The sequence below is a fragment of the Turneriella parva DSM 21527 genome (assembly GCF_000266885.1).
Classification (GTDB): Bacteria; Spirochaetota; Leptospiria; order Turneriellales; family Turneriellaceae; genus Turneriella; species Turneriella parva.
This window is the reverse complement of sequence record NC_018020.1, coordinates 2,169,023-2,181,400: the sequence shown is the minus strand read 5'-3', so window position 1 is coordinate 2,181,400 and position 12,378 is coordinate 2,169,023. Positions and strand designations below refer to the sequence as shown.

General features: G+C 54.9%; 16 protein-coding genes. 9 read left to right on the top strand and 7 right to left on the bottom strand.

Annotation, left to right across the window (positions count from 1 at the left end; all coding sequences use genetic code 11):
- Positions 1-33 precede the first annotated feature (33 nt).
- The gene (locus TURPA_RS21785; RefSeq protein ID WP_014803292.1) at positions 34-1,344 is read left to right on the top strand and encodes a leucine-rich repeat domain-containing protein; all 1,311 of its coding nucleotides are present in this window, start codon (positions 34-36) and stop codon (positions 1,342-1,344) included.
- 38 nt (positions 1,345-1,382) lie between these two features.
- Here TURPA_RS21785 and TURPA_RS10550 read toward each other — a convergent pair whose 3' ends face one another.
- Together TURPA_RS10550 and TURPA_RS10545 are read right to left on the bottom strand one after the other, a co-directional pair.
- On the bottom strand, positions 1,383-1,823 hold the full coding sequence (locus TURPA_RS10550) for a DUF1801 domain-containing protein (RefSeq protein ID WP_014803291.1): 441 nt from the start codon (positions 1,821-1,823) through the stop codon (positions 1,383-1,385).
- A gap of 50 nt (positions 1,824-1,873) precedes the next feature.
- Positions 1,874-3,043, bottom strand: a complete 1,170-nt coding sequence (locus tag TURPA_RS10545; RefSeq protein ID WP_014803290.1) for a MaoC family dehydratase — start codon at positions 3,041-3,043, stop codon at positions 1,874-1,876.
- 119 nt (positions 3,044-3,162) lie between these two features.
- On the opposite strand from TURPA_RS10545, the gene TURPA_RS10540 reads away from it, so the two are divergent.
- Both TURPA_RS10540 and TURPA_RS10535 read left to right on the top strand, forming a co-directional pair.
- A complete protein-coding gene (locus tag TURPA_RS10540) occupies positions 3,163-3,402 on the top strand; it encodes a hypothetical protein (protein ID WP_014803289.1) in 240 nt (79 codons plus the stop codon).
- Positions 3,403-3,789 (top strand): type II toxin-antitoxin system VapC family toxin, encoded by a 387-nt coding sequence (locus TURPA_RS10535; protein WP_014803288.1) that lies wholly within the window; start codon positions 3,403-3,405, stop codon positions 3,787-3,789.
- Positions 3,790-3,822: 33 nt separating this feature from the next.
- On the opposite strand, the gene TURPA_RS21780 is transcribed toward TURPA_RS10535, so the two are convergent.
- Positions 3,823-4,470: a DUF1554 domain-containing protein gene (locus tag TURPA_RS21780; RefSeq protein ID WP_014803287.1), complete on the bottom strand. Its 648-nt coding sequence runs from the start codon at positions 4,468-4,470 to the stop codon at positions 3,823-3,825.
- An 81-nt stretch (positions 4,471-4,551) separates the two neighbouring features.
- Positions 4,552-5,490, bottom strand: coding sequence for an ankyrin repeat domain-containing protein (locus tag TURPA_RS10525; RefSeq protein WP_014803286.1), 939 nt, complete (start codon positions 5,488-5,490; stop codon positions 4,552-4,554).
- A gap of 109 nt (positions 5,491-5,599) precedes the next feature.
- Between TURPA_RS10525 and TURPA_RS10520 the strand changes: the two genes are divergently transcribed.
- On the top strand, positions 5,600-6,685 hold the full coding sequence (locus TURPA_RS10520) for a fatty acid desaturase (RefSeq protein ID WP_014803285.1): 1,086 nt from the start codon (positions 5,600-5,602) through the stop codon (positions 6,683-6,685).
- Here the strand turns inward: TURPA_RS10520 and TURPA_RS10515 are convergent, their stop codons facing one another.
- Positions 6,686-7,498, bottom strand: coding sequence for a Rossmann-fold NAD(P)-binding domain-containing protein (locus tag TURPA_RS10515; protein WP_014803284.1), 813 nt, complete (start codon positions 7,496-7,498; stop codon positions 6,686-6,688). It lies immediately after the preceding gene.
- An 80-nt stretch (positions 7,499-7,578) separates the two neighbouring features.
- On the opposite strand from TURPA_RS10515, the gene TURPA_RS10510 reads away from it, so the two are divergent.
- Positions 7,579-7,803, top strand: a complete 225-nt coding sequence (locus tag TURPA_RS10510; protein ID WP_041948455.1) for a hypothetical protein — start codon at positions 7,579-7,581, stop codon at positions 7,801-7,803.
- Between the two features lie 42 nt (positions 7,804-7,845).
- On the opposite strand, the gene TURPA_RS10505 is transcribed toward TURPA_RS10510, so the two are convergent.
- A complete protein-coding gene (locus TURPA_RS10505) occupies positions 7,846-8,850 on the bottom strand; it encodes a ketopantoate reductase family protein (protein ID WP_014803283.1) in 1,005 nt (334 codons plus the stop codon).
- A gap of 86 nt (positions 8,851-8,936) precedes the next feature.
- On the opposite strand from TURPA_RS10505, the gene TURPA_RS10500 reads away from it, so the two are divergent.
- Positions 8,937-10,391, top strand: coding sequence for an NHL repeat-containing protein (locus tag TURPA_RS10500; protein WP_014803282.1), 1,455 nt, complete (start codon positions 8,937-8,939; stop codon positions 10,389-10,391).
- Between the two features lie 96 nt (positions 10,392-10,487).
- Positions 10,488-10,862 (top strand): hypothetical protein, encoded by a 375-nt coding sequence (locus TURPA_RS10495; protein WP_041948454.1) that lies wholly within the window; start codon positions 10,488-10,490, stop codon positions 10,860-10,862.
- 18 nt (positions 10,863-10,880) lie between these two features.
- On the opposite strand, the gene TURPA_RS10490 is transcribed toward TURPA_RS10495, so the two are convergent.
- Complete coding sequence (locus TURPA_RS10490; RefSeq protein ID WP_014803280.1) at positions 10,881-11,357, bottom strand: regulatory protein RecX; 477 nt, start codon at positions 11,355-11,357, stop codon at positions 10,881-10,883.
- A 119-nt stretch (positions 11,358-11,476) separates the two neighbouring features.
- Between TURPA_RS10490 and TURPA_RS10485 the strand changes: the two genes are divergently transcribed.
- Together TURPA_RS10485 and TURPA_RS10480 are read left to right on the top strand one after the other, a co-directional pair.
- Positions 11,477-11,827, top strand: coding sequence for a hypothetical protein (locus TURPA_RS10485; RefSeq protein ID WP_041948453.1), 351 nt, complete (start codon positions 11,477-11,479; stop codon positions 11,825-11,827).
- An 86-nt stretch (positions 11,828-11,913) separates the two neighbouring features.
- On the top strand, positions 11,914-12,315 hold the full coding sequence (locus tag TURPA_RS10480) for a hypothetical protein (RefSeq protein ID WP_157210467.1): 402 nt from the start codon (positions 11,914-11,916) through the stop codon (positions 12,313-12,315).
- Positions 12,316-12,378: the final 63 nt, after the last annotated feature.

Genomic DNA, 12,378 nt, shown 5'->3' with positions numbered 1-12,378 from the left:
TGTCAATTCAGAAACTGAAAGAATTTTAGCTCAATGAAGAAACAAAAACAGAAACCTGAGCAATCGACCTCGGTGCGATTGCGGGCATTCGTGCCTGGCCTGTATTCGATGCTTGCTGATTACGGCCCCGACCTGGTTTTTATGGCGCTGCTCGCCTTTTTGACGCCGTGGCTGCACGCACGGGTCTCGCTGCCCGAAATATTTCCCATGACCGGGCGAGTGTTTCGGTACACAACGGTCATTCTCGCGGGTGTTGAGGTCATATTGCTGTATTTTTACGTACGCATGGCAATGCATCGCCAGCATATGTACAATTCAGAACTACCGTTTCCCGCAGTCATCAGCTTCTTGCGCATCTTTTCCATATTTCCGGTCGCGATGCCATTGATCAACGAGGCCGAGATTCTCTGCCTGATCGTCATAGCCTTCTGGATTCTCGGCCATCTGGCATATGCCAACATATTTATCGGTGGCGTCATAACGCGGAAGCTTGATGCGCCAAGTTGGCTATATCGCCTCGTTCAAGTGATTCTCTTCGCTAGCATGTTCTGTATGGCAACGAGCAGCTATATTTTTATGCACGATATGGGTGGCTTAACATGGCAGCACCTAACCGAGAGGCCTTTCGACATATGGCCATTTTTGTTGCTTGTTTCCATGCTTTATCTGCCCACGCGGCTATTTGAATTCATTCAGGAAAGTATGGTAGACCGCGATGGTCGGCAATTTCTATTTCACACGCTCAGACTATTCGTCATTTGGTTATTGCTGGTTGCCGAGATCGGCACCTTGGATCCCAAAGTGTTGGATACGGCTTTAGAGCATGCAAAAAATCCGGAAGTTGTGACAAAACTCGATCTGGCAAATTCAGACCTGACTCACCTTAAAGAAATAGCCCGGTTCACAGAGCTCAGGACTCTTAATCTGCGAGCGAATCAACTGACCCAATTTCCCGAAGAAATTTTGGGGATTGAAAATCTGCGCGAGCTGACTTTGACTGATAACCTGATAAGACGAGTTCCCCAAGACATCGGCAAACTCAAGAACCTGGAAAGCCTCGCGCTCAATAGCAATAAATTCACGGTATTCCCGCATGAAATTCTGGAGTTACCAAACCTAAAAATTCTCTATCTCTCTGAAAATCAGCTACGCGAATTGCCCGCGCAAATTGTCAGGCTCAAACGACTGCAAAAACTCATCATCGGTGAGAACCAGTTGCAGAGCCTGCCGCTCGAACTGCTCGAGCTGCCATTGCGAGAGGTTAATGCCGAGAAAAATGAATTTGCCTATCTCGACCCGAAATTTCGTAAGAAATTTTCACAACGTCAGGGGTGGTATTGGTAAGTTGCCTGCGGTACCGAGTCTTCGCGGCGGCACCTGCTCTACTTCAGCACAACCGGATACAGCGATTTGAGCTTCTTGAGCGAAGCCCGCATCAGCTGTTCGAGAACCTTCATGTCAACGTCCGCGAGTTGTTTCACATAAAGGCACGCCTTCGTCATCTTATGCTTGCCTAATTTTTCAAAGAGTGGCTGTAAATTGTCATGATAGCCCGGCATCAGATAGATCGAAAAAGCCTGCGCGCGCGGTGAAAAACCGAGCGCGAGCGCGTCACCCTCGCGACCCGTTGCGTATATGTAATGGTAACTGCCAAAACCGACCATCGCCGGGCCCCACATCTTCGGTTCTGTCTTGGTGATCTTTTTCATGAGAGCGACAAGCGCTTCGGCATCGGCGCGTTTCGCCGGCGGATTGATCTTCGAAATGAAAGCGGCCGCGCTCGCTTTGGTCGCGACCGTTTTGTTCTGTGTCTTCTTTGCCATGGCGATATTTCTCCGTAGAGACGCAGCATGCTGCGTCTCTACGGCGCGCGTTATGCTCGCGAACGAATCAACAAACGGCGTTCGATCTCAAAGATTTTCTCTGGAATCTTTTCTTTGCCTAGATCTTTCTTGTCGTTCTCTTTGATAAAGAGGTCAGCACCGTATTTTTCTATCGCCGGCTTCGGCTTGATGTCGCGCAGACCGATCACCTGCAGCTGCACCGCGCCGGCTTTGAGTTTACCGTCAACCGGTTCTTTCGCGAGCACGCGGTGAATGCAATAGACTGTTTCGCCTGACTTCGACGGCTGTGTGTGGTAACCTTCGGTGTAGCCAAGATCAGCGAGTGCGTTTTCTGATACATCACGACCTGCAAGGCCCATGAGCCAGGCAAACACCAGACCACCATAAGTGATCGGGTCACCGCTCATCGCACCCGACATACCCTGTGAGTACAGGCGGTCGAAGTGCAGCGGGTGCGTATTGCCGACGCGGTATGTCCACGCGAAGTGTTCGTCTGTGATCGTGCGGCCGTTGGGTGAAACGATGATGTCGCCGACATTGAAGTCTTCGTAGTAGGTGTCGGGGCGGGTCACCGTCGACGGCCACTTATTTGCGTCAAAGTCGGGAATCTCAATTTCGACCGAGTCTGCGTAAGGGGGTACATCCACCTTTGAAGGAATAAACTTTGGCGGCTCGTAGCCTGCGGGTGCAGGGGGCACCATGATCTTGCGCATGTACTGCGCAACACGCTCACCGCGCTGGTTGTTGCCGAGAGTGTTGATCGTGACGATGCCGGGCTTGCCTTCGCCGCGCTCTTTCTTGTCGATGATCTTTGTGAACGAAGTGATCGTATCGCCGGGGTAAACATTCTTCAGAAACTTGACGTTATAGTAGCCGAGGTTCGCGTACGCCTTCTCAGAGTCGTTCTGCACACCGAGCGACAAGAGCAGGTTGAAGACCAACATCGGGCTTGCGGGTATAGCCGGGTGACCAAGTGCCTTCGCATACTCAAGGTTCAAATAAAGAGGGTTCGCTTCAAGAAACGTGGTCGAAAAATCCTGAATCATACCCGCTGTCACGGTCATGCCGCGCGGGTGCTCGTACGTCTCGCCGACCACGAAGTCGCCGAGGTATTTGCCGTATTGCTTGTATTTTACCTTACCGAGGTCAGCCGGCGCCTTGGCCGACAGCTCAGTCATATTGGGATTACTGATTTTCATGGGGCAAAGTCGCAGCAAAAGTCAGGCTGAAAACCAGAAGTGAACTGGAGTGGTGACAGCTCGTGGCCTCTGAGGATTTTCAGCTTGACATGCCTGCAAAATCTGCCTGCATTGCAGGCATGGCCAGCCTGCAATATACAGTGCGAAACGTCAGTCCCGAGCTCGATCGCAACCTGCGCCAGATTGCACGAAAGAAGCGGCAGAGCCTGAACGATACTCTCATCGATGCATTGCAGGCATCGATTGGGCAGGCTGAATACCATGATCTCGACTTTGTCGCAGGCACCTGGCTTGAAGACGCCGACACGGCCAAAGCCCTGAAAGACCAGCGCAAGATCGACAAAGATATGTGGCAATAGATGCAACTCTTGCTCGACACGAATACGTACACAGAACTTGCTCGGGGCAATGCGGCGGCACTTTCTAAAATACAGAGGGCAACGCATGTCTACCTGAGCTTCGTTAGCTTAGGCGAACTCAGGGCAGGCTTTGCTGCTGGCAGCAAAGCACAACAGAACGAGAAGGTTCTGCAAAAATTTCTCGCCTCCGAACGAGTGAGGGTACTTTTCGCGGACAGCGAAACGACACACTACTACGCAAAGATCTACGCGCAGTTGCGCAAAGCGGGTACGCCTATTCCCGTGAATGACCTCTGGATCGCTGCGTTAGCGATGCAGCATGGCGTACCCCTCTATACTCTAGATGCGCACTTTAGAAAAGTTGACGCCATTGATCTGCTGGATTAGCGACTGAAGCATTCTGGCCACCTGCGCCCGAAGCTACTGCTGCACGCAGTACAGGGCTTTCGTGGGCACATCGCATGAATTCGCGGTATTACTGAACCATTGCTGGTTGGTCTGGTTGCTGAGCCCGGTTAATCCATTAAAGCTGCCGACGCTTTGGTCTGTCCACGCGTTGCAAGTATCGCCCGAAAGCGCCCAGTCGGCGGTCAGCCCCGTAAAGGTTACGGCTGACCCGGTGCCCACTGTGGCCACCAATGGCGCGGTAAACAATCCATTAGCATCGGTCGACCCCAAAACTGTCTTATCGGGGCGGTAATATGTGGTGTTCGATTTCAAAACCCAGTCGAGATGCTCGGCCGCGCCGCTGCCCGAACAATTCGATGTGGTGCAGGCGATGCGCTGCGCATTGGCAGAGATCAGCGCCTTCCAAACGCCATTGCCAGAACCCATCGGGTTCGCGGCGTCATTGCGGCACAAGTTGTCAGCGCCTGCAACCCCGCCGAGGTTGCCGTTAAAGGTTGTCTGGGTCACGAACATCGTGTTGACGAGATTGAACCCCGAACCGCCGTCAGTCTTGCCTGGTGATTCTAGCTGATCTGCGAGACCATAGTTATTGCAGCCCGCCGCGCAGGCGAGCGCAAAGGCCAAAACCATGGCAATAAAACTCTGTTGGTAGCTGCGCATCAGACATTCTACCCTGTTTTGCGGCTTCAGTCAATAGTGCATATGTACTATGCGGGTGGCAGGGCGCAGCCTTCAGAAACATTATGGCTTTCTTCTGGCCTTTAGCAGCCGATAGAGACTGGGGTCGCGGCTCTTCGCATAGTCCAGCAGCGGTATTTCAGTCTTTGTGGTCACATTTCGGGTCTCGTTCACCTTACGTTTGCCATAGGTTTTGGTGACACCAATGTGCTCTGTACGGGTTTCACTAACCGTGCGATTCTCAAAGGTCACAACCATCGCCCCTGCGTTAACTGGCACTCCCGCCAGCACAAGCGCCTTCACGGCATCGAGGTCGCCTGACCACGCTGCCTGTTCAAAGAGTGTTTTGCCGTCGGCGTTTTTCGCTTCGGTGTTGAGGCCCTGCCGCATGGCAAGCGACAGCAACGGAATGTTGCTGCGACAAAGCGGGTAAAAGAATGGCAGGTCGCCGGCAGCGCCGCGGTAATTTACATCAGCACCGGCCAAAATAGCGCCGCGGGCGCGCGGCAGTATTTCTTTCTTGCGGCAGGCATGAACCAGGGTAATATTTGCATGGTGCCGTTTGCCCTCGGGCAGCATGAACGCCATAGTTTCGCGCTTGCAGTCAAATGCTTCGGCGACCATTTCGTCGGTGGTCTTTGCGTCGACTTGCGGCATGCCCTGCAAAAAAGTTTTGACCAACGCTGCATCGCCCTGGCAAATCGCCTTGGTGAGCGCTGAATATTTGCTGCCACTGAAGCCGAGCGGGTTCGCGCCCGCTTTGCTCAGCTGCACGATGGCGCGCTGCAGCTTGCGTTCAACCGCATCGGCAAGCGCACGATCGAGAAATATCTGCGTCTGCGGGTGCGCGCGATCAAGCGCCTGAATCTTCGCCGCGAGCTGCGCCTCGTCGTGCAGCGCATCCCGAAGAGTGTCTTTGGCCGGCACATCGCAAGACATCACGGTCGCGAGCAGAATAGCAAGACCCGCCCTCAACTGACAGCGCGCAGACGATAGCCCCATAGGTACGGTGAGCACGCAGCGAAGCGCGCGTCGACAACGATTCGCCGCCCAAACTTGACACATGATTCATTTTTGCTTTTCACCCCACCCCGGCCGGCCACAGTCCGTCATGACCACAGCCAAGGCCGCACGCATCGCCCGTCTCAGCGATAAAGATCGCGGCAGCAAAATCATCCAATGGATTCGCTTCGGCGACCGCCGCCTGCGCCGTCGCCATACCTGGCTCACGCGGTTTCAAGATCAGATCGGCCTGGCCATCACTCTCGGTTCTGCCGGTGGCATGATCGCAATGGGTGCGCTCTATGTTGCGGAGCTAGTACCTGCGTGGGCCACGATCGTGGTGAGCGGCATTCTCGCGTCTTTCTTGCACGAAATGGAACACGACCTCATTCACTCGCTGTATTTCAAGAATTCAGCGCGGGTGCAAAATTTTATGTTCTGGATCGTGTGGCTCTTTCGCGGCAACACGGTGAACCCGTGGTTTCGCAAAGAAATCCACCTGCTGCACCACCGCGTCTCGGGGCACAAGAACGATGTCGAAGAGCGCTATATCTCGAACGGCATGCCCTGGGGCTTGAAGCGTTTGCTCGTGATGCTCGACCCGCTCGCGGCGCTGACGATACAGGGGCCCAAGATCAAACGCGACGCACTGCCCGAACTTCGCCGCATCAAGGCACCACATAAAGTTATTCCGTTGCAAAGAACCTTCATGCTGCTTTGGTACAGCTTCTTGCTGCTCTCGCTCACGCGCTTGGGATTTATGGTTGCGGGCGCTGACTTCACGCCGCCTGCCTGGCTTTCACCGATCGTCACGTTTCTGAATACTGCGGCGGTGGTGTACCTGGTACCCTGCTGGCTGCGGCAGGCCGCGATACAGATCGTCTCTTCGAACATGCACTACTATGGTTCGACAGGCTCACCAACCACGGCGGTAGAGATCGACTCGCTCGTGAAACAGACGCAGGTATTGAACTCGTGGCTCGTGCTGCCGCTGCACCTGTTCTGCTTCAACTTTGGCGCAACGCATGGTATACACCACTTTGTGGTGAACCAGCCCTTCTACCTGAGGCAATGGGGTGCACCGTTCGTGACAAAGGCCCTGCGCCGCTACGGTGTACGCTTCAACGACTTCGCCAGCATGCGCCGGGCGAATGCGTGGGGTGGTGGCGAGCGTCGATTTGTGGCGGCGGGGTAATTACTTGCCCAGCAGCTCACCCGCCCTCGCCATCTCTACCGGCAACTCGGGCAGTGCATGCTCTGTCCAGATATCTGACCCCAGCACATTGATGATCGGCGATCTCTCGCCTTTCAGCAGGTGCAAGTGTGCCGCGACGATGTCCTCCTCAGTTGTCATGTGGTAACTGCCGCCCCGCGAAACATTCTGCTGCTCTTGTTCACCGATATACTTAAAGAAGAAATCCGAGAACTTCATGCCCGATTGGGCATACTCATCCATCAGCGGCTTCAGGTGCGGGGCCGTCTTTGACATGCGCTGCAGCAAGAGGCCAATGCCGCGCGTCGCCTTGCTGACGAACGAACCAATGCGCAGGCATTTGTACTGCTGTGGGTTTTCGACCGCGAGCTTTTCGGTCGCGTACTTCACGTACGCAAGCGCACCGTAAAACGCCAGCAGGTGTGGTTTGAAATAATAAGCCGTGTAGGCGACAGTCATTTTGGGGCGGAGCTTCTGCGTTAACGCGACCATGGGCTCAAGGCAAAACTGCAACGCCGATTCAACCTCGGGTTTTGTCGCGTCTGCAACGGGAGCTCCCACTGAACCAAACGCAGGCGTGTGGAACAAGTAATCGAATTTTTCTGTCAGAGCCAAGAGCGGCTTCAGCCCGTCGGCCTTGCTCAGGTCGACACCGTGCAAGGTGTGGTGTGCACCCGGGACGTCAGCAGATTTTGAGCTGCTCGACCAGATCTCTGCCTGCGCGTCAAATTGCCTGACCGCGCGAATTGCACACTGCCCCGCAACCCCGCTGCCGCCGACGACGAGTACTTTCATACTGCAAGGGCTCAGAGTACGGCCGAAACGAAAACCATTTTAAGGTTGAGGCCGCACATTATTTGCCCGAAGTATAAAGGGTGAATGCATTAGGTATAATCAGCGGGCTGGCAATCTTCGCTTCAACACTGCTCGCTGCTGAGAACGCAGACGGCGGCAAAAAAAAGAAAACCCCGCATGCGACGATCATTGTACGACCTGGACCGCCGGTTAAACCGACGGGGCCGGCAAAACCCGTCGGCAACCAGAAGTCAGACTGGGGAGAAGCATCGGCGAAAAAGACTGGGACGACAAAAGAGAAATAACTCAGCTGCGATGCCGCACCGCAGAAGTTTGGTGCGGGTAGCTCAGTTGGGCAATAACCCCAAACCCGGCTTCAACTCACCCTTCTCGAGCGCGTGCACCCGCTGCACGATCGCCTCGGTCAGCGGCACCTCGATGCCAGCCTGTTTCGCTGCCGCGACAATCGCGCCGTGAATCTGGTCGACCTCAGTCTTCACCCCGCGCTCGACATCCTGCAACATTGACGTGCGAATCTTCGCGTACTTAAGGCCCAGTACGAACAGCATCAGGTGCTGAATGAACGCCGGCAGCCTCGCAAACCGGTAAACTGAGATCGCGCCCGGCACAATACCCTCTTCGATTTGCAGCGCGCGCATGACAGTGGCCGCTTCTTCAATAAGCCCAATCGCGGCGCGGCGCGCAGTATGTTTTGCGAAGAGCGGCCCCAGCGCCAACCCTGAAACTGCCCCGAGACCATTAATGACCGAGTTAATCGCCAGCTTATTCCAGCGAAAACCGAGAGCATTTGCCGAAATTACGACGGGCAGGTGCGGTTCGAGCAGCGCCTCGAGTTCATGCGGCGGGCGACTCGCATTCGCCAGAATCAGATGCCCCGGGTTCGATTGAAAATAGCTGCCATCGGGCAAAAGCTGTGTATTATAACCAACAATGCCGGAGATAACCTGCTCTGCTTTGAAAGTGCGGAGCTCATTTTCGGGCAGACCATTCTGCAGTAAAACAATGCGGCCACCCTTGGCGAGCAAAACCTTTGCCGTCTTCGCCGCCTCTTTCAGGTGCGGAGTTTTCATGCCGAGAAAAATAAAATCGAATCTGTCTTTGCCCGCTTTCTTCTGCGCCTCGGCCAAAGTCAACACTTCGGCACCCTGCTTCAGATCAATATGTGTCGTTTCTTTTAATGTGTAACGAATGCCTCGCGCTACTAAATCCCCCTTGCGTCTTTTTTCACGCACGAGAATCGTGAAGTGCACCTTATTGAGGTCGAGCGCGCGGGCAACCGAAGCACCGATGGCGCCCGTGCCGAGTAGGGCGATCTTCGCTTTGCTGGCCATGCGGCATTCAGCACTCTATCTACCTTTTGAAAAGACAAATCGGGCAAAAATTCGGACTGTTGCGCTCCGAGCGGTAAGGTACCGTTATGAGGCTGCTGCGCTTGTTTTTGCTATGTGGCACTTTTGTGGCTGCAGTCCTGGTTTCTGCCTGCGCAGAGACCACAACGGGTTCGCAGGGCGATGAATCACCGGTGCAAGAGGGTGAAGTCGTGACACCGACGCCGGCGGCAACTGCGAGTCCCACCCTGCCGGTTTCAACGCCCCCTGTTAGCGCGCCCGAACAACCGGTGCCCCCACCGAGCATCTCACCCACACCAGATCCGGTACCAGAAATTTTCCCCGCACCGCCCGTTGTCACGCCGCCTTCTGCGGCCCAGCCTTCTGCGTCACCCTGCCCCGCCAATCGTACAGAGCTGCCACCCGGCACCTGGGGGGCGCCCGATGTTCTGCTGAACGTCGCGTCACAATCTGCGGTAGTGCACGGTGATTTGGTCACCTCCGCGGGCTCTGGTCTTTGCGGCGCGCTACTCGAAACGCGCACGCAGGCCGGCGAGCTCAAAGGTCGCCATTATTTGCCAAGGGGACTGATGGATTATTACACGGGAATTGCTAAGTTTCCGCACGGTGGCTTTATTCTTTCTGGTATGCGCTCAGAAGCACCAGTTGCCCCACAAGCGACGGTGATACACCGTATGGTTGTTGCACTCGTTGACGAAAAAGCAAATTTGATCTGGAAAAACGATTTCGCCCCCGAAGGCCCGAGCATGCAGAACTGGGGCTACTCAGTAGTCACCGACAGAGTAGGCAACTCATACGTCGCGGCGAACCTGAATGGCTTTTCGGTGGTTAAGCTGAATGCCAAAGGTGAAAGGCTCTGGACATACAACTATGCCGAAAACAGCGGCGTCGCCCGCGCAATACGATTCGATGCAGACGGTAATGTGGTGGCAACCGGCTACGTTGACGTCAACCTGCAGAGCGAATTCGGCGATCGCGATGTCTTTGTGATAAAACTTTCACCAAAGAAGAAAATTATCTTTAAGCACAGGGTTATCAGCCCGACCCTCGATCATGCTTATGATCTTGCTATCAACGCAGCGGGTAAAACGTGGGTGCTTGGCTGGTCGGCCGACCAGGGAGTGCGCTTTGGCAAGAAGACCTTGCGCCTGCCTGCAGCCTTTCTGATTTGCATTGAACCTAACGGCACACGTTCGGCCATCATAGACGTGGGGCAAGGCACCTACACGGCGCGCGTCGAGATTCTGCCGAGCCAACGCATTTTGATATCAGGTTCATCTATGGACAGCCCGCTCACATCGGCCCTATTCTCGCCCGACGGCAAGGTGCGCATGGCCGAAAAAGTCTATGCGAATAATTTTTGGAACATTCTCAATTTTATGGTCATGGGAACACAGGGTGACGTCTATGTTGGCCTGGGTTCGGGCACACCCTTGGGCCAGGCACCGTCATATGCATTCGGCTCGATACGCAAGTTGTCTGAGGCTGACCTCATAGGGCGACTGAATACCGCGGCACCCTGACGGTTCATTCTCAAAACGTTGTGCGGCGGCCGAAAGGCATGCCTCATGAACGAGGCAAAACATTTGTCCGCGCATCGCCATGTGGCAGCATACCCCATGCTGCGTTTTCATCTAGTTCTGCTTTCGGCGGTGCTCTTGGTTACTGCGTGCCGCGAAAAATCGCTCGTGATCGACGATGCGGAAAAGCCGCGCACGCTGAAAGTGCAGCTGCCCGCAGGCGTTGAATCGTTTGAAGTCAGGGTCCATGGCCTGCTTTCGGGCGAGGCGCGGCTACATCTGCTCGCCCCGGGCAATGAGCAGCCACTGAAGACGTTATATCTGATTCCGGTCGTGGTGGCGGGTATGCCGCGCGGCATTGCACCGGCGGCGGCTGAAATCGACTACAGTGGCCGCGAGATCATTCTGCAATACGAACCGGGCAGAAAAGTTGAAGGCCAACTCGAAATCACCTATCGCTTCAGCACGCAATGAGAGAAAGGCCCAAAGGGGTCATTCAATATCGTCGAGGCGAGTCAGTTCGCGCACAACCTTTTGAACAACCGACCCCGCAAAGCCGCGCATTGCCAGGTGCTGGTAGAGCTTCTGCCCCTGCACTCTTGGCTCAAATTTGCCGAGGCTGCGCAGTTTCTTCTGGCCCGCCGCGAGCGCACGCTCGTATTCATCAGCGAGGTTCTCGATTGCCGACTCTTGTTCAGCGGCGACGCCCTTCTCTTTCATTTTCTGCACAATGAAGCGGTTGCCGCGGTCCGCATAACGGCGCGAGATCGAGTGCGCGACGAGGTTGTCGTCGATGAGGTGTACTTCGCCTAGCCGCTGCAATGCTACATCGACTTCGTCTTCGTCATAACCTTCGCCCACAAGCTTCTTCTTTAATTCGGACGCACTGCGCAGGCGGCGTGCTGCGAGCGCAACTGCCCGGTCATAGAGCGGCGGGGGAGTTTTTTCTTTTTTGCGGCGGCTTTGCATGGCTACACCTTCATTGGGCAGAATCCGTTTTCAGCTGGCCCATGCGAAGAGGCATAATTCGACGCCTGAAGCGTAAACTTAATTGCCGCCAGCACTGAATTCTGATAAGTTGACCCAAGGTGAGAAGCAAGATAAAGGCCTGCACTTGGCTTATCTCCGCAGCTATCTTTCTGTTCGGGGCGGTCAGTCTGTACCCATGCGCGACCGGCAGCGAAACGGTTTCAACTGCAAAAAAAAGCTGCCATTCCGAAAAGGGCAACCAACCTGCTGAAGGCGACCAAGCCGGCTCAGGTAAAGAGAAAGCCAAACCCTGCTGCACACTGCATTGCTATAACCCGGCACAGTCGCAGGCGCTATTCGCCTTTTCACGCCCCGCCCGGGTGACGCTGCCCATTGAAAACGTAGACGCTATCTTAATTTCATTAACCATTGCCCCGCCGAACCTTCCGCCGCAAGTGGGGGAGGTCTAAAAAGTCGCGAACCGCGCTCAACGGGCGCGGCGCGCAGGCGGAAACTGGCCTGAATAGGTCGTTTCGCGTGTATTTGCCGCAGGCAAATGCAGCGTTTTCGCCTGAGCGGTGACTTTTTAGTCCTCCCCTTACAAAAAATACTTTTTTCTTTTGGAGGATTTATGAAACTACTGATTCAATTACTGGCGGTGGCTGCATTCGCGCTGCCCCTGAACATGGCCTTTGCTGACCATCACGATGGCCACGGTAAAAAAGGCCAACATGCGGGTCATGACCGTGGCGATTGCTGCGATCAGAAGGACTGTTGTACGGACTGTGACCACAAAGATGGCAAGCATTCGTGCTGCGACGGCAAAGACAAGGCGAAAGCCGATGAGTGCTGCAAGAAGTGCGAAGACGAAAAATGCAAGAAGGCCTGCAAATCAGGCAAGTGCAAAAAAGGTCACTGCGACACAAAAAAGCCAGCTGACAAAAAACCCGACGCCTGACGGCAGCGCTGCGGGGGCCTAACGCCCCCGCAGCGTTTTCTATCCTGCTTTACAACGCATCGA

Coding starts and splice junctions, on each gene's coding strand:
- TURPA_RS21785 (WP_014803292.1), top strand. CDS start 34: ATGAAGAAACAAAAACAGAAACCTGAGCAATCGACCTCGGTGCGATTG.
- TURPA_RS10550 (WP_014803291.1), bottom strand. CDS start 1,823: ATGGCAAAGAAGACACAGAACAAAACGGTCGCGACCAAAGCGAGCGCG.
- TURPA_RS10545 (WP_014803290.1), bottom strand. CDS start 3,043: ATGAAAATCAGTAATCCCAATATGACTGAGCTGTCGGCCAAGGCGCCG.
- TURPA_RS10540 (WP_014803289.1), top strand. CDS start 3,163: ATGGCCAGCCTGCAATATACAGTGCGAAACGTCAGTCCCGAGCTCGAT.
- TURPA_RS10535 (WP_014803288.1), top strand. CDS start 3,403: ATGCAACTCTTGCTCGACACGAATACGTACACAGAACTTGCTCGGGGC.
- TURPA_RS21780 (WP_014803287.1), bottom strand. CDS start 4,470: ATGCGCAGCTACCAACAGAGTTTTATTGCCATGGTTTTGGCCTTTGCG.
- TURPA_RS10525 (WP_014803286.1), bottom strand. CDS start 5,490: ATGGGGCTATCGTCTGCGCGCTGTCAGTTGAGGGCGGGTCTTGCTATT.
- TURPA_RS10520 (WP_014803285.1), top strand. CDS start 5,600: ATGACCACAGCCAAGGCCGCACGCATCGCCCGTCTCAGCGATAAAGAT.
- TURPA_RS10515 (WP_014803284.1), bottom strand. CDS start 7,498: ATGAAAGTACTCGTCGTCGGCGGCAGCGGGGTTGCGGGGCAGTGTGCA.
- TURPA_RS10505 (WP_014803283.1), bottom strand. CDS start 8,850: ATGGCCAGCAAAGCGAAGATCGCCCTACTCGGCACGGGCGCCATCGGT.
- TURPA_RS10500 (WP_014803282.1), top strand. CDS start 8,937: ATGAGGCTGCTGCGCTTGTTTTTGCTATGTGGCACTTTTGTGGCTGCA.
- TURPA_RS10495 (WP_041948454.1), top strand. CDS start 10,488: ATGCTGCGTTTTCATCTAGTTCTGCTTTCGGCGGTGCTCTTGGTTACT.
- TURPA_RS10490 (WP_014803280.1), bottom strand. CDS start 11,357: ATGCAAAGCCGCCGCAAAAAAGAAAAAACTCCCCCGCCGCTCTATGAC.
- TURPA_RS10480 (WP_157210467.1), top strand. CDS start 11,914: ATGCAGCGTTTTCGCCTGAGCGGTGACTTTTTAGTCCTCCCCTTACAA.